Annotated in this window: 21 protein-coding genes and 1 pseudogene; 14 read left to right on the top strand and 8 right to left on the bottom strand. The window is 65.9% G+C overall.

What is annotated here, in order from left to right; translation table 11 throughout:
• Positions 1-123 precede the first annotated feature (123 nt).
• From J1C49_RS08890 to J1C49_RS08855, 8 genes and pseudogenes are all read left to right on the top strand, one after another.
• Positions 124-1,011 (top strand): DUF2163 domain-containing protein, encoded by an 888-nt coding sequence (locus tag J1C49_RS08890; RefSeq protein ID WP_227445469.1) that lies wholly within the window; start codon positions 124-126, stop codon positions 1,009-1,011.
• Entirely contained in the window at positions 1,008-1,445 is a 438-nt protein-coding gene (locus J1C49_RS08885) for an NlpC/P60 family protein (RefSeq protein ID WP_227445468.1), read from the top strand. The genes J1C49_RS08890 and J1C49_RS08885 overlap by 4 nt, the downstream gene beginning before the upstream one ends.
• 3 nt (positions 1,446-1,448) lie before the next feature.
• On the top strand, positions 1,449-5,396 hold the full coding sequence (locus J1C49_RS08880) for a glycoside hydrolase/phage tail family protein (RefSeq protein ID WP_227445467.1): 3,948 nt from the start codon (positions 1,449-1,451) through the stop codon (positions 5,394-5,396).
• A 9-nt stretch (positions 5,397-5,405) separates the two neighbouring features.
• Complete coding sequence (locus tag J1C49_RS08875) at positions 5,406-6,839, top strand: DUF2793 domain-containing protein (RefSeq protein WP_227445466.1); 1,434 nt, start codon at positions 5,406-5,408, stop codon at positions 6,837-6,839.
• Positions 6,836-7,474 (top strand): hypothetical protein, encoded by a 639-nt coding sequence (locus J1C49_RS08870; RefSeq protein ID WP_227445465.1) that lies wholly within the window; start codon positions 6,836-6,838, stop codon positions 7,472-7,474. Before J1C49_RS08875 ends, J1C49_RS08870 begins: the two co-directional genes overlap by 4 nt.
• Before the next feature lie 386 nt (positions 7,475-7,860).
• Positions 7,861-8,268: a transposase gene (locus J1C49_RS08865; protein WP_227445464.1), complete on the top strand. Its 408-nt coding sequence runs from the start codon at positions 7,861-7,863 to the stop codon at positions 8,266-8,268.
• Positions 8,265-8,615: an IS66 family insertion sequence element accessory protein TnpB gene (gene tnpB / locus J1C49_RS08860; protein WP_227445463.1), complete on the top strand. Its 351-nt coding sequence runs from the start codon at positions 8,265-8,267 to the stop codon at positions 8,613-8,615. Before J1C49_RS08865 ends, tnpB begins: the two co-directional genes overlap by 4 nt.
• 60 nt (positions 8,616-8,675) lie before the next feature.
• Positions 8,676-10,290 (top strand): annotated as a pseudogene (locus J1C49_RS08855) (IS66 family transposase).
• A gap of 87 nt (positions 10,291-10,377) precedes the next feature.
• Here J1C49_RS08855 and iolB read toward each other — a convergent pair.
• From iolB to J1C49_RS08835, 4 genes are all read right to left on the bottom strand, one after another.
• The gene (iolB, locus tag J1C49_RS08850) at positions 10,378-11,175 is read right to left on the bottom strand and encodes a 5-deoxy-glucuronate isomerase (RefSeq protein ID WP_227445462.1); all 798 of its coding nucleotides are present in this window, start codon (positions 11,173-11,175) and stop codon (positions 10,378-10,380) included.
• A 1-nt stretch (position 11,176) separates the two neighbouring features.
• The gene (locus J1C49_RS08845) at positions 11,177-11,968 is read right to left on the bottom strand and encodes an ATP-binding cassette domain-containing protein (protein WP_227445461.1); all 792 of its coding nucleotides are present in this window, start codon (positions 11,966-11,968) and stop codon (positions 11,177-11,179) included.
• A gap of 1 nt (position 11,969) precedes the next feature.
• On the bottom strand, positions 11,970-13,103 hold the full coding sequence (locus J1C49_RS08840) for an ABC transporter permease (RefSeq protein ID WP_227445460.1): 1,134 nt from the start codon (positions 13,101-13,103) through the stop codon (positions 11,970-11,972).
• Positions 13,104-13,173: 70 nt separating this feature from the next.
• Positions 13,174-14,121 carry a sugar ABC transporter substrate-binding protein gene (locus J1C49_RS08835; RefSeq protein WP_227445459.1) on the bottom strand — a complete coding sequence of 316 codons (948 nt, stop codon included), beginning with the start codon at positions 14,119-14,121 and terminating at the stop codon, positions 13,174-13,176.
• 187 nt (positions 14,122-14,308) lie between these two features.
• Here J1C49_RS08835 and J1C49_RS08830 point away from each other — a divergent pair, with 187 nt between their 5' ends.
• Positions 14,309-15,310 (top strand): LacI family DNA-binding transcriptional regulator, encoded by a 1,002-nt coding sequence (locus tag J1C49_RS08830; protein WP_227445458.1) that lies wholly within the window; start codon positions 14,309-14,311, stop codon positions 15,308-15,310.
• A 7-nt stretch (positions 15,311-15,317) separates the two neighbouring features.
• Here J1C49_RS08830 and J1C49_RS08825 read toward each other — a convergent pair whose 3' ends face one another.
• The 3 genes from J1C49_RS08825 to J1C49_RS08815 are packed head-to-tail and all read right to left on the bottom strand — an operon-like array spanning position 15,318 to position 18,480.
• A complete protein-coding gene (locus J1C49_RS08825) occupies positions 15,318-16,451 on the bottom strand; it encodes a Gfo/Idh/MocA family protein (protein ID WP_227445457.1) in 1,134 nt (377 codons plus the stop codon).
• Between the two features lie 15 nt (positions 16,452-16,466).
• Positions 16,467-17,357: a TIM barrel protein gene (locus J1C49_RS08820; RefSeq protein WP_227445456.1), complete on the bottom strand. Its 891-nt coding sequence runs from the start codon at positions 17,355-17,357 to the stop codon at positions 16,467-16,469.
• Positions 17,358-17,364: 7 nt separating this feature from the next.
• Positions 17,365-18,480: a Gfo/Idh/MocA family protein gene (locus J1C49_RS08815; RefSeq protein ID WP_227445455.1), complete on the bottom strand. Its 1,116-nt coding sequence runs from the start codon at positions 18,478-18,480 to the stop codon at positions 17,365-17,367.
• Between the two features lie 132 nt (positions 18,481-18,612).
• Here J1C49_RS08815 and iolD point away from each other — a divergent pair, with 132 nt between their 5' ends.
• The 5 genes from iolD to iolG are packed head-to-tail and all read left to right on the top strand — an operon-like array spanning position 18,613 to position 24,159.
• Positions 18,613-20,484, top strand: coding sequence for a 3D-(3,5/4)-trihydroxycyclohexane-1,2-dione acylhydrolase (decyclizing) (gene iolD, locus J1C49_RS08810; RefSeq protein WP_227445454.1), 1,872 nt, complete (start codon positions 18,613-18,615; stop codon positions 20,482-20,484).
• Positions 20,484-21,464, top strand: coding sequence for a 5-dehydro-2-deoxygluconokinase (iolC, locus tag J1C49_RS08805; protein WP_227445453.1), 981 nt, complete (start codon positions 20,484-20,486; stop codon positions 21,462-21,464). Before iolD ends, iolC begins: the two co-directional genes overlap by 1 nt.
• A 13-nt stretch (positions 21,465-21,477) precedes the next feature.
• Positions 21,478-22,332 (top strand): 5-deoxy-glucuronate isomerase, encoded by an 855-nt coding sequence (locus tag J1C49_RS08800; RefSeq protein WP_227445452.1) that lies wholly within the window; start codon positions 21,478-21,480, stop codon positions 22,330-22,332.
• The gene (locus tag J1C49_RS08795) at positions 22,329-23,168 is read left to right on the top strand and encodes a class II fructose-bisphosphate aldolase (RefSeq protein WP_227445451.1); all 840 of its coding nucleotides are present in this window, start codon (positions 22,329-22,331) and stop codon (positions 23,166-23,168) included. Before J1C49_RS08800 ends, J1C49_RS08795 begins: the two co-directional genes overlap by 4 nt.
• A gap of 1 nt (position 23,169) precedes the next feature.
• Positions 23,170-24,159: an inositol 2-dehydrogenase gene (iolG, locus tag J1C49_RS08790; protein WP_227445450.1), complete on the top strand. Its 990-nt coding sequence runs from the start codon at positions 23,170-23,172 to the stop codon at positions 24,157-24,159.
• A gap of 3 nt (positions 24,160-24,162) precedes the next feature.
• Here iolG and J1C49_RS08785 read toward each other — a convergent pair whose 3' ends face one another.
• Positions 24,163-24,345: a hypothetical protein gene (locus J1C49_RS08785; protein ID WP_227445449.1), complete on the bottom strand. Its 183-nt coding sequence runs from the start codon at positions 24,343-24,345 to the stop codon at positions 24,163-24,165.
• Between the last annotated feature and the right edge of the window lie 68 nt (positions 24,346-24,413).

Raw genomic sequence — 24,413 nt, 5'->3', positions numbered from 1 at the left:
AGGCTGCATGGCGTACGCAGAAGCCCGTATAGCCATGCCGCCGGCCGAGACCATTGCGGCCGTCCCGCAGCCCTGGCGCCGCTGGGTCGTCGACACCGACACCCGCATGACCGGGACCTGCCGATGAAGAGCCTGTCTTCAGACCTGCAGGCGCATCTCGACGGCGGGACCACCACGCTCGCCTGGTGCTGGCGCCTCACGCGCAAGGATGGGGTGATTTTCGGTTTCACCGATCACGACCGCATGCTGGTCATCGACGGCCAAGCCTACGAGCCCGAGAGCGGGCTTACCGCGTCCGAGATCCGCGGCAGTACAGACCTCTCGATGGACTCCCAGGACGCCGAGGGCGTGCTGCGCTCGGATCGCATCACGGAGACCGACATCCTCGACGGGCTCTGGGACGATGCCGAGGTCGAGGCCTGGCGTGTGAACTGGTCGGATACCACGCAGCGCGTGCTCATGCGGCGCGGGTCGATCGGCGAGATCCGTCGCGGACGGCTCGCCTTCGTGGCCGAGATCCGCTCCATGGCACATGTCCTGAACCAGACGGTCGGCCGGACCTTCCAGGCGACCTGCGATGCTGTCTGCGGCGATGCGCGCTGTGGGGTCGACCTGGAGAACCCTGCGTTCAAGGGAACGTGCACCGTGATCGGGCTGACGGGCGACCGCACCTTCACCGTCAGCGGCCTCGACGGCTTTGCCGAGGGATGGTTCACTCTTGGCATTGCGGGGTGGTCGACCGGGGCCAATGCAGGACGGCGCGCGGAGGTCCGGGCGCATAACCTGACCGGCACTGATGTCGCCATCACGCTTCTCGAGGCGCCCGTCAGGGCAATTGCGGTGGGCGACACCGCGATCCTGCGCGCGGGCTGCGACAAGCGTCTGGCGACCTGCAGCGCCAAGTTCGCCAACACGGCCAATTTTCGGGGCTTTCCGCATATGCCCGGCCAGGACGCCATGATCCGTTTTGCCACCAAAAGCGGTGGGCATACCGGTGAGGTGCTTTCGTGACGGCCCAATCACACCGCGTCGTCGCCGCAACGCGTGGCTGGCTGGGCACGCCCTATCACGATCAGGCCAGTCTCAAGGGGGTCGGCTGCGATTGCCTCGGGCTGATCCGCGGCGTCTGGCGCGAGACCATCGGCCCGGAGCCCTTTGCCATGCCGCCCTATTCGCGGGATTGGGGCGAGATCGCACAGCGCGAGCCGATCCTCGATTTGGCACGCACCGTCATGGCGGAAGTGCCGGTCGACCAGCGCGCGCCTGGCACCGTGCTCGTCTTCCGCATGCGCGCGGGCGCATTGGCCAAACATCTCGGGATTCTGACCGAGCCCGCGCGCTTCATCCATGCCTATGAACGCCTCGGCGTGCTCGAAGAGCCGTTGAGTGCGGCCTGGCAGCGCCGGCTGGTGGCCGCGTTCCAGTTTCCCGAGCCGACGGGCTGAGCGATGGCAACGCTCGTTCTTGGCGCCGCAGGCGCTGCCCTCGGCGGCTCGATCGGCGGCGCCTTTCTTGGTGTCAGCGCCGCAACGATCGGCGGTTTTGTCGGCTCGACCATCGGCTCGGCCGTCGACAGCTGGATCGTCTCGTCGCTGGCGCCGACCCAACGCATCGAAGGCCCGAGGCTCGATACGCTGCGCATCACATCCTCGACCGAGGGCGCGGTCATCCCGCGCGTGTTCGGTCGCATGCGTCTCGGCGGCCAGGTCATCTGGGCCACGGATTTTCGCGAGGAGACGAAGACAACCAGCCAGGGCGGTGGCGGCAAAGGCGGCGGTGGTGGCGGCAAGGTCAAGACCACCGAATATCTCTACTTCGCCAGCTTTGCAGTGGCGGTGTGCGAAGGCCCAATCACCGGGCTGGGACGCATCTGGGCCGATGGCAAGCTGCTCGACACCTCCGCCATCACCCTGCGCTGGTATTCCGGCTCCGAGATCCAGGACCCCGATCCGCTGATCGCGGCGAAGATGGGCCCCGACAGCGCGCCGGCCTATCGCGGCACGGCCTATGTCCTCTTCGAAGACATACCTCTCAAGGATCACGGCAATCGCCTTCCGCAGCTCTCCTTCGAGGTGACCCGCGCGCTTGGCGGCAGCGCCGGCGCCGAGACGCTGATCCGGTCCGTCGCCATATTGCCGGGTTCCGGCGAGTTTGGGCTTGCCACAACTCCCGTGCGCAGCGGCACGCCCGGCAGCGAGATTTCCGTCAATGTGCACGCCAGGGCCGGCGTGGCGGACCTCAACGTGGCGCTTGACGGACTTGCGGCCGCGTTGCCGAATGTCGAAGCCGTGACGCTCGTCATCCCCTGGTTCGGCGACGATCTCCGCGCCGGTCACTGGCAGATCCGACCGAAGGTCGAGGCCACGGCGCGCACGACAACACCCTTGGTCTGGACCGTGAATGGCGTTGCGCTTGAAGACGCCGCGGTTGTGACGCTCGACGGCACCGGCACTCCGGTGTTTGGCGGCACGCCCTCCGACAACGCGGTCGTCGAGGCCATCCGCGAGCTCAAATCCCGCGGCTACCGGGTGACGCTCTCCCCGACGCTGGTCATGGACATCCCCGAGAGCAACGCGCTACCCGACCCGTATTCGGACAACGCCGGATCCACCGGCCAGGAGGCCCTTCCGTCACGCAGCCGGATCACAGGATCTCCCGCGCCGGGCTTCGCTGGCACCGTGGAAAAGACGGCGGGGGCCGCCGCGCAGGTCGCGGCCTTCTTTGGCACAGCGAGCTCATCCGATTTCTCTGTCTCACGGGAGACCGTCTCCTGGACCGGCGGTGCGGAATGGGGCTGGCGGCGCATGGTGCTGCACTATGCGCATCTGGCGGTCGCCGCCGGTGGCGTGAACACGATCCTTCTGGGCGGCGGGTTGCGCGGTCTTACCTCCCTGCGATCCGACACCAGCACCTATCCCGCTGTCGCCGAACTCGTGAGCCTTGCGGCGGCCGTGCGAAGCGTCGTCGGAGCCGGAACCGCGATCAGCTATGCGGCCGACTGGCGGGAATACGGCGCGCATGTCCCTGACGATGGCAGCGGCGACGTCTACTTCCCGCTCGATGCGCTTTGGGCAAATGCAGACATAGACTTTGTCGGCATCGACTATTTCCCGCCCCTGGCCGATTGGCGGGATGGAACCGAGCATCTGGACGCGCAAGCCGGGTGGTCCGGTATCCACGACCGAGATTATTTCACGGCCAATGTGCTCGCCGGCGAACACCATGCCTGGCGCTATGCCAGCGAGGACGACCGACAGGCGCAGATCCGCATGGCGATCACCGACCCGCTCAGCAAGCCGTGGGTATTTCGCCCCAAGGATCTCCGGAGCTGGTGGGCCAACCCGCATTTCTCACGTCCCGGTGGCACAGAGGCGACGAATCCCACCGCCTGGATCGCGGGATCCAAGCCCATCCGCTTCACGGCGTTCGGCTGCCCCGCCGTGGACCGTGGCGCGAACGAACCTGCGGCGCTGTCCGATCCGTCGGTGCCGAGCGCGCCCCTGCCGTATTTCTCACGGGGCTGGCGCGATGATGCGATCCAGCGCGCCTGGCTCGAGGCGGTGCTTGCGGTTTGGGTCGATCCCGCGAAAGCGCCCGCGGGCATGCTCGATCTCGCGAACTCCGCCGCGTGGGGCTGGGACGCGCGGCCCTGGCCGCATTTCCCGGATCTCGCCCATCTCTGGCCCGACACCGACCGCTGGGCCCTCGGGCCGTGGCTGACCGGACGCATGGGCAGCAGCCCGCTGCCCGCACTCGTGACCCATCTCTGCGAGCGGGCGGGACTGCCGGCCGACCGCGTCGATGCCTCGGGTCTCACCGGCGCCATCGAGGGCATGGTGATCAATGCGCTTGAGAGCCCGCGCGCCTCGATCTCCACGCTGGCGCGGTATTTCGGGTTCGATGCGGTCGAGAGCGAAGGCCTGATCAAGTTCGTGATGCGCGGGCGCAACCCGACCGTCGCGCTGCACCCGGACGATCTTGTGACAACCGATCGAGGCGATGTCCTTGAGCTGACCCGGAGCCAGGAAACCGAACTGTCTCAAGCCCTCAAATGGCAGGTCGTCCGCGCCGATGGTGACATGGACCCCGCGCAGGTTGAGGCGCGCCGGGTTACGGTTGACTCAACGCGGATCGCGCTGGAGACCTTCCCGCTGGCCGTGTCTCTGGGCGGAGCCGAGCGGCAGTGTCTCCGACAGCTCAACGAGATGTGGATCGAACGGGAGCGGGCTGCGTTCAAGCTTCCGCCTTCGCGCCTCGCGCTGGACCCCGCCGATGTCGTGGCTCTTCGCCATGACGAGCGCGATCTGGTCCTGCGCCTGACGTCCATCGCCGACCAGGGCGCGCGTGGCGTCGAAGCTCTCCGGCAAGACAGCCGCGCCTATGGTGGGCCGCCCGGCGCATCACGGGCCGGCACTCCTGCGACACCGACAAGCTACGGCACGCCGATCGTCGTTCTGATGGATCTGCCGCAGCTCACCGAAGACGTCCCGGCCCACCGCCCGATGGTCGCGGCATTTGCCAAACCCTGGCCGGGCCAGCTGGCCGTCATGCGCAGCCCCTCCGAAGACGGATTCGCGCTCCTTACCACCATCGACGCCCCGGCGACGCTCGGCGTGCTGGCAGAACCGCTGCCGCCCGGGCCGACCTCGCGCTTCGATCATGCCAATACGCTGACCGTCGATCTCTATTCCGGCTCGCTGACGTCTGTCACCGATACCGCGTTGTTCGCCGGAGCGAATCCGCTCGCGATCGAAAGCAGCGCCGGCGTCTGGGAGATTGTCCAGGCGGGCACAGTGGAGCTCATTGGGCCGACCCGATATCGGCTCACCCGTCTCCTGCGCGGCCAGCGCGGCTCGGTGCACGCCATGGGCGATCCGGCCCCGGTTGGCGCACGTGTGGTCGTGCTGGACGAGGCGGTCGTCGCGCTGCCAACCAGCGAGGCCGAGATCGGCAGTCCCTTCAACTGGCGGATTGGCCCTGCGAGCCTGCCGGTCTCGGACAGCGCCTATGTCGCGCGCAACTTCACGGCTGAGGCCGTCGGCCTGCGTCCATTCTCGCCGGGCCAGATCGTCCAACCCTGGCGGACGCCGCGCAGCCCGGGCGATCTTACGATCCGATGGACCCGGCGGTCGCGGGCGCTGTCCGCTGATTCCTGGGTCGGGCTCGACGTGCCCATGGTCGAGGACAGCGAGGCCTACGAGATCGACATCCTGGACGGCAGCGCGGTCAAGCGCACGCTCTCGGCAGCGAGCCCAAGCGCCGTCTACACCGCCGCGCAGCAGACATCCGATTGGGGCCGTCTGCTGGACCGAGGCGACACGCTGACCATCCGCGTGGCGCAAATCTCCAACCTTGTCGGCCGCGGCACGCCCAAGACCGTCACCCTACACCTTTGAGGCCATGCCATGTCGGACACCTCCGTTCACCTGCAGTTGCCCTATCTCCTGGCTGCGCAGGCGCAGAAACACGTCACCCACAACGAAGCGCTGCGCATGCTCGACGGGATCGTGCAGCTCTCCGTGCTCGATCGGGATCTGACGGCGCCGCCCGCGAGCCCCGCTGAGGGGGATCGCTACGTCGTTGCTGCAACTGCCACGGGCGACTGGGCCGGCTGGGACGCGAGTGTGGCGTATTTCGTGGACGGAGCCTGGATGCGGTTGATCCCAGCCCCGGGCTGGATCGCCTGGGTCAGCGACGAGACGAAGCTCGTCTCCTGGGACAGCGCAGCCTGGGTCGATCTCTCCGGTGTCGTCGGCGCCGATGGCGCCAGCGCCTACGAGATCTGGCTCGACGCTGGCAACACCGGGTCTGAGGCAGATTTCCTGGCCTCGCTGATCGGCGCCGATGGTGCAGATGGCACAGACGGCACCTCGCTCAGCATTCTCGGTACGCTCGCGAGCGCCGGCGATTTGCCGGGGGCGGGGTCACATGGCGACGCCTATGTGATCGCCGGCGATCTGCATGTCTGGGACGGCGCCGCCTGGCAGAACACCGGGCCGTTTCGGGGGCCGCCCGGGCTCACGTGGCAAGGGGCATGGGCGAGCGCTACCGGCTACACGGCCGGCGACGCTGTTGCGCATGACGGCGGCTCCTGGCTCTGTACGGCGGACCACACCGCCGACACGGCCTCAGAGCCGGGCGTGGGCGCTTCTTGGACGACCGTCTGGGACCTTCTTGCGGCAAAAGGCGATACGGGCACCACTGGGCCCGCGGGCGCGGACGGGGCCGACGGCGCCACTGGTCCGCAGGGACCGCCCGGGGTGGCTGGGACGGATGGCACCGATGGGGTAGACGGTGTGAGCTTTGTGTGGCGTGGGGCGTGGGCGGACGCGACAGCCTACGCGCTGAACGATGTCGTTGGGAACGGCGGCGCAACTTATATCTGTACCGCGGCGCACACGGCTGACGCGTCCACCGAACCGGGCATCGGCGCGTCCTGGTCTGGGTCCTGGGACCTGATGACCGAGGCTGGAGACCTGACCGCGCAGGGCACACTCGGCGCTGGGCCGGCCGTGCTTGCGCGACGGGTGATCAACGCGCAAGCAGGCGCCTACACGCTCGCGCTCGCGGACGAAGGCGCCTCGGTGCACATGACGAGCGCCAGCGCCGCAACCTTGACCGTCCCGGCCGAGGCGACAGTGGCCTTTCCGATCGGTAGCGAGATCGAAGTGATCGCCCTTGGGGCCGGGCCGATCAGCATCACTGCGTCGGCGGGCGTCACGCTGAACGGCGTCACGGCCGGGTCCGCCGACATCGCCGCCCAATGGCAGGGCGCGGTGCTGCGCAAATACGCCGCCGATACCTGGCTTGTCGTCGGCTCGATCGGAGATGTCACATGAGGCTGATCCTGCGTGGTCACCATCATGCGGCGCGCCAGACGGGCGCCGCAAGCGCAGGACCATGGGCCGATCCCTTCGACGATCCGACCGGCACCGTTCTCTGGTCGCGCTGGATCGACGGTTCGACCTCCGGCACCGCCAAGGAAAACTGCGCGCTCTGGTCCCAAAAGCAGGGCTTCGACGGCCCCTCCACCGCCTGCGAGTGGCGCACGAATTCCGGCACCGGCCGGGCCAACGTCGAGCTGCTGAACTGGGAAGCGCTGCATCCCGGGCCCCAGATCATCCGCATGCGCTGCAAAGTCGAGACCTATGCCGTTCCGAAGGTTTGGCTGCTGTTCAACACGGTCTTCGCGGATCCGATGTGGGAGCTCTTCGTCGACGTCACGCCGGACGGCACCGCGCCTGCCGATCGTATCGGGTTCCACAGCCCCGAATGGTTGGATGTCTGGGTCGAGGAGCATCCCTCACACCCCGGCTGGATGTTCCTCAAGGCGCGTCTGGATCTGACCGGCGCTGCGGATGTGGACGGGTCCTTCACCGTTCACATGACCGACGCAGATCAGAGCGATGAACTGTTCCCGCTGGATGATTTCACGATGATCCGGGCGCAGGATCTGACAGCGGAGGTGGTCTGAGCGAGCGGGCTCCCAGGAAAGGTCGGCCGAGAGGAACCGAAAGCAAAGTATGCCTCAACGGGCCATTGCGCCCGTCCAATCCTTCCAAATTCACATTGTCAAAGAGCGCTGGCGTAGTGTCGCCTCGCTGGGATCCTGCACGATCGTCAGCGGAAAGTCCTTTTCGGACATGGGCACATTTGTGCACTGCGCGGTCTCGGCCGATGGCAGCACCTTATTTCACTGGCTCAGCGTCGACGACGCCACCGGCATCGTCGACCAGCCCCGGCTACGCGCTTCAAGGCCTACACGAACTACGACAACTACGTCGGCGTCGGGACCTGGACGGTAATCATCCGCCGGGGGCCGCCTGATGGCGACAAGGATCCAGTGGTAAGTCCGCCTTTATGTCCGACTTTATATGCCGCCCTCAGATCGAAGTTCTGTCCGTTGCCGATGGCAATCGCCGCCGGTTCTGGACCGATGAAGACAAATTGCGCATCTTGGAGGAGAGCTTTGTCGGCCACCGCCAGGGCGCAGCCACGGCGCGGCGGCATGGCATTTGCCGGTCGCTTCTGACCACGTGGCGACGTCAGTATCGCAACGGTGAGCTTGGGTCTTCTTGCGCGGGATCGTTCGCGCCGGTGAGCGTGATGACGGACGCTCCACGGTCGCAGGCAGGTCGCAGCGATCCCTGTCGGCCTTCGGAGTGTCAGATTGAGATCGCCCTGCCGAATGGGCGTCGGCTCATCGTGCCGTCGGACGTGGATACCGAAGCGCTTGCCCGGATCCTGGCCGCGGTGGACGGGCCGTGATCGCGTTTCCGCCAGGGGTGAAGGTCTGGATCGCCGGTGGCGTGACGGATATGCGGCGTGGGATGAACACGCTCGCCCTGCAGGTTCAGCAGGGGCTTGGGCGCGATCCACATGCCGGCAAAATTTTCTGTTTTCGCGGACGCAGGGGCGGCCTGGTCAAGCTGCTCTGGCATGATGGCGTGGGCATGTCACTCTATCCCAAGCGGCTCGAGGCAGGGAAGTTCATCTGGCCGACCAGCGTAAGCGGCGAGGCCGTGCAAATCTCGGACGCCCAGCACGGGTACCTTCTGGAAGGGATCGACTGGCGCAATCCGCGCTGGACGCAACGCCCTGCAAAGGCGGGATAAATCAGGCTCTAATACCTTATTTTCATGGGCTTTTTGGTGCTCGTGTGGTAGGTCCTGGCCATGTCAGATGCTGCCTCAGAGATCGCCAGATTGCGCGCCGCGCTTGCAGCCTCGGAGGCCCGTGCCGAAGCCGCCGAGAGCGAACTGGCACAGGCGCGGGCGGTGGTCTCGACATCCGAGGCGATGATCAAGCACCTCCGGCTCGAGATCGCCAAGCTTCGACGTGAACAGTATGGCCGCAGCTCCGAGCGCCGTGCGCGCCTGATCGACCAGATGGAGCTGCAGCTCGAAGAACTCGAGGCTACCGCGACGGAGAATGAGATCGCCGCCGAGAAGGCGGCAAAGACCACGACAGTCGCAAGCTTCGAACGCCGCCGTCCGGCACGCAAGCCGTTCCCCGATCATCTGCCCCGCGAACGGATCGTGGTCGAAGCCCCGACCACCTGCTCGTGCTGCCGGTCGGACCGCATTGTGAAGATGGGCGAGGACGTCACCGAGACGCTCGAGGTGGTTCCGCGGCAGTGGATGGTGATCCAGACCGTCCGCGAGAAGTTCACCTGCAGGCAGTGCGAGAAGATCAGCCAGCCGCCAGCGCCGTTCAACCCCACGCCCCGAGGCTGGGCTGGTCCGAACCTGCTGGCGATGGTTTTGTTCGAGAAGTTCGGTCAGCACAAACCCCTGAACAGGCAGGCTGAGCGCTACGCCAAGGAAGGTGTCGATCTCAGCCTGTCGATCCTGTCGGATCAGGTCGGGGCCTGTGCCGCCGCGCTCGTGCCGATCCACGCGTTGATCCGGACCCATCTCCTTGGGGCGGAGCGTTTGCACGGCGATGACACGACGGTGCCGCTCCTGGCGAAGGGTGGGACACGCACGGCACGGCTCTGGACCTATGTCCGGGACGACCGCCCCTTCGCCGGTGGTGCGCCGCCAGCGGCACTGTTCTACTTCGCGCGCGACCGGGAGATGGCCCACCCCAACCGGCATCTCGCGGGGTGGCAGGGCATCCTCGAGGCCGATGCCTACGACGGATACAACAACCTCTATCGCAGGGACCGCGATCCCGGTCCGGTCAAGAGCGCGCTCTGCTGGAGCCATGCCCGGCGCAAGTTCTTCGAGTTTGCTGACATCAAGGGCAATGCCCGGAAGGGCAAGCCCGCCCATGACATCTCCCCCGTGGCGCTGGAGGCGGTGTCGAAGATCGACGCTATCTTCGACATCGAGCGTCAGATCAACGGGCTGGACGCGGCGTCACGGCTCGAAGCGCGGAAGCGGCTGCCCGTCCGCTGGTCGAGGACTTGCGCAACTGGATGCACGTCGAGCAGGACACGATGTCGAGGCACAACCCTGTCGCCAAGGCGATCACCTACATGTTCAAGAAGGCGCCTTCACGCTCTTCATCGAAGATGGCCGGGTCTGCCTCACGAACAACGCGGCCGAACGCGCGCTTCGCGGCGTCGCCCTTGGCAGGAAATCGTGGCTCTTCGCCGGGTCGGAGCGCGGCGGCGATCGTGCCGCCTTCATGTATTCCCTGATCGTCACCGCGAAACTAAACGACATCGACCCGCAGGCCTGGCTGGCTGATGTCCTCAAGAGGCTGCCCAGCACGACGGCCTCCAGGGTGCCGGATCTCCTACCCTGGAATTGGCAACCCTCAAAGCTCCGCCAAGCCGCCTGAGCGCGGCCTACGCCGGATGCTTACGTTCCAGCCATGCGACCTGCGGAAAAGCACCGTCCCGTGGAGCCGGCGCCTGTCGCGCGATCATCAGATCACGAGGTGCTCGAACGCGGGATGCGCCTCGAACCGCCAGTTTCGGCGTGGCCCGGCCATCACGTTGAGATAATACATCTCGACCCCGTAAGGCGCGCCGCAGGGATGGTGGCCTTTGGGCACCAGCACAAGGTCGTGATCGGACACGGCCATCGTCTCGTCGAGGCTGCCATCCTCGGTGAAGACCCGCTGGATGCCGAAGGCATCGGCGGGGTTCAGTCTGTGGTAATAGGTTTCCTCGAGATACGTGATGCGGGGAAAGTCGTCCTCGTCGTGGCGGTGCGGCGGGTAGGACGACCAATGCCCGGCCGGCGTGAAAACCTCGGTCACCAGCAGGCTGTCGGCCACGTCGCGGCCCTCCATCGCGATGTTGTTGATGTAGCGGGTGTTGGTGCCCTGGCCGCGCGGCTCCAACTGGATGCCATCGGGCCCGAGCCGCTGCGCCGGCCGGCCGCCCGGCGACGGCGCGCTGCACACCGCCACCGTGCAGGCGGTGGTTGCAGCGGCAGCCCAAGGCGCGCCGGGGGGCACATACAGGCAGTGAGGCGGGGTGCGCTGGAACACGTCCAGCCGGTCGCCCATCTCGCCGAAATCGGTTTCAGCGGCGTTGACACGGGCCTTGCCCTCGACCAGCACAAGTATCGCCTCGCGGTCGTCCAGCAGCCCTTCGGCGGTCTGCCCGGGGGCTAGCCGCCAAAGGTCGAAGCCGACATACCCCCACCCTGCGCCTTCCGGCGCCAGATTGTGGATACGGCCTTGCGTCACGGCGGGGCGGCGCAACAGATCGCCCATGTCAGACGGTGCCCCCGAGCGAAGATTCCAGTTCGACCATCTCCTGTCCGCCGGCCATCATGTCCTGAAGCTCTTCAGGGCTGATCTGACCGCGCTGCGCAGTGCCAAGAGTCCGTCCCCGGTTCAACACGGTGAACCGATCGCCCACTGCCAGCGCGTGGCGCACGTTATGGGTGATGAAGACGACGCCGATGCCGGTTTTGCGCACTCGGTCGATTGTGGACAGCACGTTCGCTGTCTGCCGCACCCCGAGTGCGGACGTCGGCTCGTCAAGGATCAGCACCTTGGCTCCGAAATAAACCGCGCGCGCGATGGCGACCGTCTGACGCTCGCCGCCAGACAGCGTGCCCACTGCCTGGTCCGGCGACCGCAGGTTGATGCCCATCTTGCGCATCTCTTCCATCGTCACGGCGTTGGCCGTGGAGAAGTCCATGAATTTCATCGGGCCGATCTTCTTGATCGGCTCGCGGCCCATCCAGAAGTTGCGCGTCACGCTCATCAGCGGGATCATCGCGAGATCCTGGTAAACGGTGGCGATGCCAGCTTCCATGGCGTCGCGGGGGCTGTCGAAGTTCATCCGGCGGCCTTCGAAGAGGATCTCGCCCTTTGTTGGCTTGTGCACGCCCGACATGGTCTTGATGAAGGTCGACTTGCCCGCGCCGTTGTCGCCCAGCAGACAATGGCATTCGCCGGGCCGGACATCGAAGCTGACACCATTCAGGGCGATGATCGGGCCGAAATGCTTTTCGATGCCCTTCATCTCGACGATGGGGTTGTGGTCAAAGCTGGCCATGTCACCGCTCTCCCGTGATGATGCGCCGGATGTAGGTGTTCAGGATCACCGCGAAGAGCAGGATCACCCCCAGGAACACCCGGAACAGACTGGATTCCACGCCGGCGAAGAACAGCCCCTGCTGCACCACGCCGAAAATCAGTGCGCCGAGCGCCGCGCCCACGACCGAGCCATAGCCCCCCGTCAGCAACGCGCCCCCGATGACCACAGCGATGATCGCCTCGAATTCCTTCAGAAGTCCTCGGTCGGCCCCGGCGGACCCGAACTCGATCACCTGGCAGGTGGCGAAAACGGTGGCGCAAAAGGCGGTGAACATGAACATCAGGATCTTAACCCGGTTCACCGGCACGCCGACGTAGCGCGCGGCCTGCGCGTCGCCGCCGGCGGCAAAGATCCAGTTGCCGAACTGGGTCCGTGTCAGAATGGTGTGCGCGACAACCACCAGAACCAGGGCCCAGACGATCAGCATCGGAATACCATCCACGATCGGCTGACCGGCCCGGGTGCCGCGTTCGAACACGTCGATGACGCCGATCGACGCCAGCCAATCGAAGAACGGGCCGGCAATCTTGCCGCCGAACATCGGGGCCAGCCAATCTCCCTCGGCCGCGTCCGAGATTCCGCCGATGATCGTCTGCCGTTCGATCAGTTGCGGGAAGAAGATGGTGAAGCCGCGTAGGATGAACAGGAAGGCCAGCGTCACGATGAAACTGGGCAACCCGGTCTTCACCACGATGAACCCGTTGAGCGCCCCAATGGCGACGCAGAGCGCGAAGGTCAGCAGGATCGCGATCCAGACGGGCCATTGCAGCGTGACCGCGATCAGCGCGATGGACATGCCCGCGAAACCGATCATCGAACCGACGCTCAGGTCGAATTCGCCCGCGATCATCAGCATGCACGCGCCGACGGCAATGATCATGAACTGCGCCGACACGGTCGACCAGTTCAGGATGCCCTGCGCGTTGAACATGCCGCTGTCGCCGGCGAAGAGAATGAAGAAAATGAAGACGGCGATCGTGCCGACGATGGCGCCCAGTTCGGGACGGATCAGCGCCTTGCGCAGCGCCGAGGTCTCCTTGACACGCTCGTCTTTCACCGGGGCAGCCACTGCCCCCTGCCCGGTCTCAGCCATGACTCAACCCTCGTTTCTGTGACGAAGAGGACGGGCACCATAGCGGGCGCCCGTCCCCGGACTTAACAGATCAGCGGTATTCGCCCGCCAGTTCCGACACGAGATCGAGCGCATCGGCGGTGACGAAGCCGGGCCCCGAGTTGATGTTGTTGCCCGGCAGGACGCCGTAGCGGTGGTAGTTCGTCATCACGACCACCGGCAGGTACGCCTGAAGGAAGGGCTGCTGGTCGATGCCCCACTGGATGATGCCGTCGCGGATCGCCTGCACGATGTCGCCGCCCAGATCGAAGGTGCCGAAGTAGATGTCGCCGGCAAGGCCCATCTGCTCGAGCGCGAGGATCGTCGGATCGGCCGAGGTCGGCCCCAGCGTCAACACCGCGTCGGTGCCGGGATTGGCGTTCAGGTAGGCCATCACGCGGTTCTGGATTTCCGCCGGGTCCTGGCCGGAATCGATCATCTGGCTGCCCAGTTCGACACCCAGGCCGTCGGCGAAACCCTGGCAACGCTCGGACGAGGATGGCGAGCTGATGTAGTGGTTCACGCACAGGAACGACTGCACGCCGTCGTCCGCGGCGCGCTGACCGGCGGCGAAGCCCGCATCGTATTCAGGCTGGCCGACATACATCAGCGCGCCGACTTCGCGGGCAGCCTCCGGTGTGCCCGAGTTCATGATGATCACGTCGATGCCGGAATCCACGGCGGCACGGATCGGGCCGGACAGCACGTTCGGATCGGCCAGCGTAGTGATGATGCCATGCGGACCCGAGGCCGCGGCCTGCTCTATGATGCGAGCCATGTCGGCCAGGTCGCCGGTGGGCGGGTTGCGATATTCGACCTCGACATCCATCTGCTCGCCGGCCAGAGCCAGTGCGTTCTTGATCGTGTTCCACCAGCTGTCGCTGTCCGGTGCGTGGCTGACCAGCACGTAGCGCTCGCCCTCGGCATGCGCTGTCGTCGCGCCGATCAGCGCCGCGGCCGCGATGGCCGTCGTAGCAACGGTCCTGAAAAATCCGTTCATGATGTCCTCCCAAAGACGGTCTCAAGGCATGACGAGATCTCTCGCCTCGCCGCCTGTTCCATGACGGTAATCCCGAATCGCCCCTCATTGCAACCGGTTGCAAAAAGGTGCCGCCATGACATCCTGCGATCACTCGGATAACGAGGTATAACGCGCATCGGCACTAACGCCCGGAGACCCGCTGACCATGCCAGTGACATTGAAAGACGTTGCCGAACGCGCCGGTGTGTCCCGGTCAGCGGTGTCCCGCACCTTCACGGTTGGAGCCTCGGTTTCCGAGAAGACCCGCGCGAAGGTCGAAAAGGCAGCCGCAGAACTTGGCTACAGCCCCAATGCGCTGGCGTCTTCGCTGACGACGGGGCGAACCAAGCTGATCGGGCTGGTGTCGAACAACTTCCACAATCCGCTCTTCCTGGAAGTGTTCGACCGGTTCACCCGCGGCCTGCAAGAACGCGGCCTGCGTCCGCTGCTGGTCAATCTCAGCGAGGAAACCGATCCGGCGAACTCGGTCCGGATGCTGCGGCAATATTCGGTGGATGGCGTGATCGTGGCGTCATCGACCCTGCCGCCCAGCTTCGCGCAGGCATTCCGCGACGCGGGCGTGCCGGTGGTGCACTCCTTCGGGCGGTATCGCAGCGCGCCGCAGGTCCATGTCGTGGGGATCGACAACATCGCCTGCGGGCGCATGGCGGCGGAAACGCTGGTCGCACGCGGCTACCGCAGGGTTGCGTTCCTCGGCGGGCCGGAGGCGGCGACATCGACACAGGATCGCGCGCTTGGCTTCTTCGACGCACTCGGCAAGCACCGCGACGTGACCGCGACACTCAGCTACGCGACAGCCTATTCCTTTGACGCGGGCCGGGTCGAGATGACCAAATGCCTGATATCGGACCCGGCCGAGGCATACTTCTGCGGCGACGACGTGTTGTCGATCGGCGCGCTCAGCGCAATCCGGGAAGCAGGGCTGAGCGTGCCAGGCGATATCGGCCTGATCGGACTGAACGACATGGAAATGGCCGCGTGGCAGCTGATCGACCTGACCACCATCCATCAACCCGTGGCCGAGATAATCGAGGCGTCGATCGACCTGGTCATCGCGACGATCGAAAAGCCGTCCCGTCACCCGGAAACCCGGCTGTTTTCCTGCAAGGTGATCGAGCGGGGAACGCTGCGCGCGCCCCCCGCCTGATGAGGGCCTAGCGGAACATCGGCGGACGCGCGTCCACCCAGGCCCCGTCGGCCCTGGCCGAGTCGACCCCCGCGTAGACCGCTGCCATGGACCGCAGACCGTCCTCCGCCGAGGGCAGACCATCCCGGACCTCGCCCCGGATCGCCGCAGCCAGGTCGATGTAGATATTGGCGACCGCCAGCGGAAAGCCCTCGGGATGGGCGATGGCGACCCGGCTCAGACGCGCAGCCTCGTCGCTCAGACCCGCCTCGCCTTTTTCCATGATCTGGGTGCGCCCTCCGACCGGCGTATAGAAGACCTGATTGGGCTGCTCGGACGCCCAGCGCATGCCCCCGGTTTCACCGAAGACCTGGATGTCGAAACCGTGCTGCCGGCCGATCGCCACCGAGGACGTCCAAAGCCGCCCAACCGTGCCACCCGCCATCCGGAAATTCACCATCGCGTCGTCTTCCAGCACGCGACTGGCGATCGTCGAGGCGAAATCGGCCGAGACGCGCGTGACCTCGTCGCCGACGATGAAGCTTGCCATGTGCAATGCATGGATGCCGCAGTCGGCAAACTGCCCGGACACGCCCGCCATCGCCGGATCGTAGCGCCAACGCACCCGCGGGTTGTCGGCATCCGTGGCATCGCCGTGGTGGCCATGGCTGAAATTGGTGACCACCAGCCGCACCTTCCCGACCTGCCCGGTGCGCACCATCTGGCGCATCTCGCGCACCATCGGATAGGCGGAATAGCAGTAGTTTACCGCGCAGATCTTGCCGCTCGCGCGGGCCACGCGCACAATTTCCTCGCCCTCCTCGACGGTCATCGTCATGGGCTTTTCGCACAACACGTTGAAGCCGGCCTCGAGGAACGCCTTGGTGATCTCGAAATGGGTGGAATTGGGCGTCGCCACGGTCACCAGATCCACGCGATCGGCGCGGTTGCGCTCGCCCTCCAGCATCTCGCGCCAGTCGCCATAGGCACGGTCGGGTGAAATGCCCAGACGCGCGGCGTAGGCGCGCCCCTTGGCGGCGTCGGCGTCCAGAGCCCCTGCCACAAAAGCAAAGTTCCCGTCCGCCTGCGCCCCGAGACGATGTGCCGGGCCAATCTGGCTGCCTTCGCCGCCACCGATCATGCCCCAGTTCAGCTTTGTCATCTGCCTTGGTCCTTCTCAGAAGCCGATCGAGGCCAGGTAATCCCGGTTCGCCCGGGCATCGTCGATCGGCGACACGTCCAGCGTCGGGTCGCAATCCTGCTCGACCGTGCACCATCCCTCAAATCCCGCATCCAACAGGATCTGCCGGACGGCCGGGAAATCCACGTCCCCCTGGCCGAGATTGCAAAAGATCCCCCGTCCGCAGGCGTCGTAGAACCCCGTGCCGCCGGCAATCACGTCAGCCTTCACCTTCGGGTCGATATCCTTGAAGTGCATGTAGGAAATCCGGCCGATATGGCGGCGCATGAAGGCCACAGGGTCAAACCCGGCATAGGAATGGTGGCCGGTATCGAAGCAGATCTTGAGGATGCTCTCGTCGACCTCGTCCAACAGGCGCTCCAGCTCGGGCTCGAAGTCCATGAAGCCCGCGGCGTGGGCGTGGATGCCCACGGTCAGGCCGTATTCCTCGGCCCCCATGCGAGCGACATGCGCGATGCGATCGCGAAAGGCGGTCCACTCTTCAGAGCTCATCTGCTCGGCGTCGTCGGGTCGCCCCGCCGTGGGCGCGCGGCGCGGCGAGATCGAGTCGATCAAGACAAGATGCTGCGCGCCGTGCGCGACCAGCGCCTTGCAGGTGCGCACCGCGCCGTCCAGCACATCGTCCCATTGCGCCGGGTCATGGAATGCGCGGAACACCACACCGCCGATCAGGTCCAGCCGGTGCTCGGCAAGCGCCTCGGACAGGATCGCGGGATCCTCGGGCATGAAGCCCACGGGGCCAAGCTCGATCCCGGTGTAACCGGCCTCGGCGCATTGCTTCAGCACCGAACGCCAGTCCGGGTTGCGTGGATCATTGGCGAATTCGACCCCCCACGAACAGGGGGCGTTGCCGATGCGGATTGTCATGTGCGGGTCACTCCTGCAGGATTGCATGCCAACGACCATCCTCGGCCGAGGCGAAGGCGGTTTCGATCACGCGGGCCACGGCGAGCCCGTCGCGAAAGGTCGGGAAGACGGGCTCGCCCGTCTCGATGGCGCGCAGGAAATCGCGCGCCTCGATGATGATCTGATCCTGGTAACCGGTGCCGTGGCCCGGCCCCTGGCAGAACGGCTCGTAATCGGGATGCGCCGGGCCGGTCAGAATACGGGTGAAGCCGCGGGTCGCCTCGGGGCCCTCGGCGCGATACAGCCAGACAGAGTTCTGATCTTCCTGATCGAAGCGGATCGCGCCGCGCGTGCCGTGAATCTCGTAGGCATAGCCCATCTTGCGGCCTGTCGCCGCGCGGCTGAAATAGAGGTGCCCCATCGCACCTGACGCGAACCGCACCATCATCTGCCCGTGATCGTCATTGTTGACGGCAACCGGCCCGCCCGGCCCGGGTCGCGTGGGGTGCAGGGTCTCGATCCGCGCCGACAGCTCGGTCATATCGCCCACCAGCGCCAGCGCGCAGTTGATCATGTGCGGCGCCAGGTCGCCCATCGTGCCGTTAGGCCGTCCACTGGTGCGCCAGTTCGCGGGAGTCGCGGGGTCGGACAGAAAATCCTCGGTATGCTCCCCCCGGAACCACGTCACGTGCCCAATCGCACCCTCCGCCAACAGGTCGCGCACGAACCGCGTGGCGGGCGTTCGGACATAGTTGAATCCGGTCATGTTGGGCAGGCCGGATGCCTCGGCGGCAGCGACCATCGCGCGCGCATCCTCGATCGATGCGCCAAGCGGCTTTTCGCAGAACACCGGCTTGCCCAGCTCGAACGCTGCCTCGGCGATGGCGCGGTGCGTGGCCTGGGGTGCGGCGATCACCACCGCCTCGACTTCCGGGTCGTCCACCACACCACGCCAGTCGTCTGCGGCCCTGGCAAAACCGTAAGCGGCACGGTAGCGCTCCGCCGACGCCCGGCCGGACGCCGCGATCGAGACAAGACGCGGCCGCAGCGCCGTGCCGAACACCGCGCCCACGGCTGACAGCGCCACCGCGTGCGCCTTGCCCATGTAGCCGCCTCCAATGAGGCCGATCCCGATTTCGCGCAAGGCACCCTCCCAGCCTGAAACCCCGTTGCAACCGGTTGCAAAATTCGTATCCTGAGACTCGATCCGTCGCAACCGGCAATCTGGAAACCGCGACAAAGACAAAGCCACAGCGAAGGCGATCGGGGAGGAACCATGACCGGCACCGGCAACACCATCCGGCTGACGGTGGCGCAAGCCATCGTGCGATACCTGATGAACCAGTTCATCGAGATTGGCGGCGTCGAAACGCGCATTTGCGGCGGCGGCTTTGGCATCTTCGGACACGGCAACGTCCCCTGCCTCGGCGAGGCGCTGTATCCCGTGCAGGACGAGATGCCGCTGTATCGCGGGCAAAACGAGCAGAGCATGGGGTTTGCCGCGGCAGCCTATGCGAAATACCACTTGCGCCGGCGGTTCATGTTCTGCACCGCCAGCGCAGGACCGGGAACCGCGAACCTGCTGACCGCCGCAGCGCTGGCCCATGCCAACCGCCTGCCCATGCTGATGCTGTGCGGCGACACGTTCCTGACCCGCCTGCCCGACCCGGTGTTGCAGCAACTCGAGCACTTCAACAGCCCAGCTCTTGGTCTGAACGATGCGTTCAAGGCGGTCTCGCGCTATTGGGACCGCATCACCCATCCCGCGCAAGTCATCCAGACCCTGCCTGCGGCGCTGGCGACGATGCTGGACCCGGCAGATTGCGGCCCCGCATTCCTCGCGTTGCCACAGGATGTGCAGGGCTGGGCCTTTGACTACCCGGCGGCTTTCTTCGAGAAGCGCGTGCACCGTATCCGCCGGCAATCCCCGGACGCCGCCGAGATCGCGGATGCGGCGGCGGCCCTGAAAGCTGCGGAACGGCCCGTGATCATCGCCGGAGGTGGCGTGCAGTATTCCGGCGCGGTTGCCGAACTGACCCGGTTCGCCGAAGACCATGGCATCCCGGTCATCGAAACCATCGCCGGCCGCGCCAACTTGCTCGCAACCCATCCGCTCAATATCGGCCCGGTTGGTGTGACCGGCTCGGACAGCGCGAATGCCGTGGCCGCGCGGGCCGACGTGGTGCTGGCCGTCGGAACGCGTTTGCAGGATTTCACCACCGGTTCCTGGACCGCCTTCGCCAGGGAGGCCCGGATGATCGGGCTGAATGTCGGGCGGCACGATGCGAACAAGCACCTCTCGCTGCCCGTCGTCGGCGACGCGAAGCTCGGGCTCGACGCGCTGAACGGGGCGCTGGCCGGATATCGCGCGCCCCAAGACTGGACCCGGTATGCGCAGACCGAGCGCGAGACCTGGGATGCTTATGTCGCCGCCAACGTGGCACATGGCAACCGGCCCAATTCCTACGCGCAGGCCATCGGCGTCGTGAACGCATTGTGCGACCCGCGCGACCGTGTCGTCACGGCGGCGGGCGGCTTGCCCGCCGAGGTCACGGCGAACTGGCGCACGCTGGATATCGGCACCGTGGACGTCGAGTTCGGCTTTTCCTGCATGGGTTACGAGATCGCCGGCGGATGGGGCGCGCGCATCGCGCAGTCCGAGGTCGAACCGGAGCGCGACACCATCGTGTTTGTCGGCGACGGCAGCTACCTGCTGATGAATTCCGACATCTATTCGTCGGTGCTGACGCAGAAGAAACTGATCATGTTGGTGCTGGACAATGGCGGCTTTGCCGTCATCAACAAGCTTCAGAACAACACCGGCAATGAAAGCTTCAACAACCTGATCGCGGATTGTCCAACCGTCCCCGAGCCCTTCGCCGTGGACTTCGAGGCACACGCCCGGTCGATGGGGGCCGATGCCGTGACCGTCGCGCATCCCGGCGAACTGGCTGAAGCGTTCAAGCGGGCAAAAACCTCTGACAAGACCACCGTGATCTGCATGCAGGTCGATCCCTACGAAGGCTGGACAACCGAAGGGCATGCCTGGTGGGAGGTCGGCACGCCCCAGGTATCCGACAACGAGAAGGTCCGCGAAAAGCACGCCGAGATTGAGGCCGAGCGCGTCAAGCAGAGGCAGGGCGTCTGATGGCCGACCTGACGCGCCTGAAGGGCGGACACTTCATCATCATCGGCCGAGCGGGGATGGACTTCTACCCGGATCCGCCCGGCACCCGGACCGAGGACGCGACCCGCTTTTTTGCCTGCCTTGGCGGATCGTCGGCCAATATCGGCGTCGCCCTTGTCAAGCTCGGCGGCAAGGCCGATCTGGTTACCTGCGTGTCCGACGACGCCATCGGACGATTTGCCCTGAACGAGTTGGACAAATACGGCGTCGGCCGCGCGCATGTCCGCTCGGTTGGCGGCGAGGCACGCAACTCGCTTGCGGTGGTCGAGACGCGGATCGAGGATCATCAATCGGTCATCTACCGCAACGGCGCCGCCGATTTCGAGATGACCGCGGCAGACGTCGAAGGGGTGGACTATTCCGCCTATTCCGCGCTGATCACCACCGGCACGGTGCTGGCATCCGAACCGTCTCGCAGCGCCGCCTTCCGCGGCTTCGACCTGGCCCGTGCGGCAGGATTGCCGCTGATCTTCGACATCGACTACCGGCCCTATTCCTGGCCCTCGCCCGAGGTCGCCGCCGAAGTCTATTCGAAGGCCGGCGCGCTGTGCGACGTGATCGTCGGCAACGATGTCGAATTCGGCTTCATGGCGGGCGATTACGACCGAGGCCTGGACAAGGCGCGCGAACTTGTCGCGCGGGGCGCGCAGATCGCCGTCTACAAGATGGGCGAGAAGGGCGCGATCACCATCACGCCCGACGGCGAGATCACCACCGGCATCTACCGAACAGAGGCGCTCAAGCCGACAGGCGCGGGTGACAGCTTCATGGGCGGCTTCGTGTCCGGGCTGTCCGAGGGACTTACCGTGCGCGACGCCGTGCTGCGGGGGTCGGCCGCGGCCGCGATGGTGGTCGCGCGTGTGGGCTGCTCACCGGCTATGCCCACGCGCGACGAACTGGACATCTTCCTCCGTGACCACGCCGGCCACGCCCCGGCCTGACAAGGACAGCACCATGCACATTCCCCCCTTCGACAACCAGAACGCACCGATCGTCGACATCGATGACGCGCATGTGCCGCTGACCTATTTCAACATCGTCAAGCTGAAGGCAGGCGCGCATCACGACTATCGGGTGCCCGGCTACGAAACCTGCGTCGTGCCCGCGACCGGCACGGTCACGGTGGAAACCGAGGGACAGACCTTTGCCGAGATCGGCAACCGGGGCGCCGATGTCTGGGATGGCGAACCCGAAGGCGTCTACGTCCCCACGGACACCGCAGCGCGGATCACCGCGCTGACAAATACCGAGGTGTTCATCGCCGGCGCCAAATTCGCCGAGACGCTGAAGCCGTTCGCCGTGCGCAAGGATGAACTCGACCTTGTTCAATACGGGTCGGACGACACAAAGACACACCGCAAGATCAAGCACATTCTGGGCGCCAGCCACCATGATCGCGTGGGCCGCCTGCTGGTGTCCGAACTGTTCACCGTGGGCGCCGGCGGCTGGTCGGGCTTTCCCAGCCACAAGCACGACACGGACCGGCGCGACGATGCGGGCGACCTGATCGAGACACGCCACGACGAATGCTACAATTTCCGCTTCAAGCCCGACTACGGCTCGGGGTTGCAAATGTTGCAACGCGTCGACAACGAACCGGGCGACGCCTACCACATCGTCAACGGATCGACGGTGTTGATCGACAAGGGCTACCACCCCTGCTGCGCGCTTCCCGGCTATGAGATGTATTACTTCACGATCCTCGGCGGACAAAGACAGCGCAGCCTGAAACAATATTTCCAGCCAACGCACGCCGAACAGCTGCACACGATCCCCGGCATCATGGACATGGTGGCGAAGTTCAAATGACCTTGGCCACGCTATCCGAGGTTCTGAATCCTGCCATGCGAGGCGGCTACGCCGTGCCGGGGCTGGTTTGTCTGGGGTGGGAGGATATGCGCGCCTACGCCATGGCCGCGCAGGCCGAACGCGCACCCGTGATCCTGCAGGCCGGCCCGTCGTGCCGCGCGCACACGCCCTTGCCCGTTCTGGGCAAGATGTTCTGCCATCTGGCTGACAGCGTCGATGTCCCCGTCGTCGTCCATCTGGATCACGGCTACACGCTGGACGAATGCCGCGAGGCCTTGGACAGCGGGTTCACATCGCTGATGTATGACGGCTCACGCAAGCCGCTGGCCCAGAACATCGAGGAAACCGCGCAAGTGGTGGCGCTCGCGCATGAGGCGGGGATCTCGTGCGAGGGTGAAATCGGCTTTGTCGGCTATGCCGGCGGCGATGCGTCGGCCGGGACAGACCCGGAGGACGCGGCCGTGTTTGCCCGCGACAGCGGCGTGGACGCCATGGCGATCAGCGTGGGGAACGTGCACCTGCAAACCGATCACGAAGGCGGGCTGGACGAGGCACGCATTCGCGCCATCGAGGCGGTCACCGAGGTTCCGCTGGTGATTCACGGCGGGTCGGGCGTGCCGCTCGCGCAGCGCGCCGCGCTGGCGGCGGGATCTCGCATCGCCAAGTTCAATGTCGGCACGGAGCTGCGCCTCGCCTTCGGGAATGCCCTGCGCCGTGCCGTCAACGCGGACCCGGACCGCTTTGACCGGGTAGCGATCCTCAAGGAAACCCATGACCCCGTGTTCGAGGCGGCCCGTGCCGTCATCCGCGGGCTCGGCGCATCGGAGAAGGGGTGACATGACGATACGGATCGGACTTCTGGGCTGCGGCCGGATCGGGCAGGTCCACGCGCTCAGCATTAAGGCGCTGGACGGCGCGAAGGTGGTCGCGGTGGCCGACGCAATGCCCGCCGCCGCGGAAGCCCTCGCCGCCACAACTGGCGGCGCCGTGCGCGACGCAACGGCGATCATGGGGTCGGACGATATCGACGCCGTGGTGATCGGCACCCCGACAGACACGCATTTCGACCTGATCCATGGCGCTGCGCGGTATGGCAAGGCGATCTTCTGCGAGAAACCCATCGACATGTCGGTCGACAACATCCGCCGCTGCATGGACGCGGTTGGCGCCGCCGGCGTTCCGTTCATGACCGGGTTCAATCGTCGGTTCGATCCGAACTTCGCCGCCCTGCGCGCGCGGATTGCGGCCGGCGACATCGGCGCGCTGGAACTGGTCGCCATCACGTCGCGCGATCCGTCGCCGCCGCCCGTGTCCTATATCGAACGCTCGGGCGGATTGTTCCGGGACATGATGATCCATGATTTCGACATGGCCCGCTTCCTGATGGGCGAGGACTTCGTGCGGCTGCATGCGGTGGGCTCGGCACTCGTGGATCCGGCGATCGGCACAGCCGGCGACGTGGACACGGCCGCAGTGATCCTGACCACCGCGACGGGCCGGATCTGCCAGATCTCGAATTCCCGGCGCGCCGCCTATGGCTATGACCAACGGGTCGAAGTTCATGGCGCGGAGGGGATGCTGCGCGCCGAAAACCAACTGGAAACCACCGTCGAGATCGCCACCGAGGCTGGCTTTCGCCGCGACCCGGCTCAGCATTTCTTCCTTGAACGGTATCGGGCCGCCTACCTGGCCGAGATGACGCGCTTCATCGAGGCCGTTGCCGACGGCACCCCCGCCGAACCGGACATCAACGATGGGTTGCAGGCGCAGATCCTCGCCGATGCCGCGACACGCTCACGCGAGACGGGAGATCCGGTGGACCTGTAACGCTCAGCCGCGCCAGGAGATGATCAGGTTCCAGGCGAGGTAGCCGCCGATCGCGGCAAAGAGCAGTGCCCAGATGCCATTGCCCATGCTCTGCTCGATTCCCGCCCAGACAAAAGGCGCCGCGACCAGCAGGTAACGACGCCACGCCGGGCGATAGAACGGATGGGACGGATCGATCAGGCGCATGGGTTCTTTTCCGCTGGACTATGGCCACAATGCCGCCAAGACGCGGCGCGGGCAAGTCCCGCGCCGCG

This window comes from Cognatishimia sp. F0-27 (assembly GCF_020667845.1).
Lineage (GTDB): Bacteria > Pseudomonadota > Alphaproteobacteria > Rhodobacterales > Rhodobacteraceae > JAFMPQ01.
Note: the sequence above shows the minus strand (reverse complement) of the source record. Positions and strands in the feature narration are given on the sequence as shown.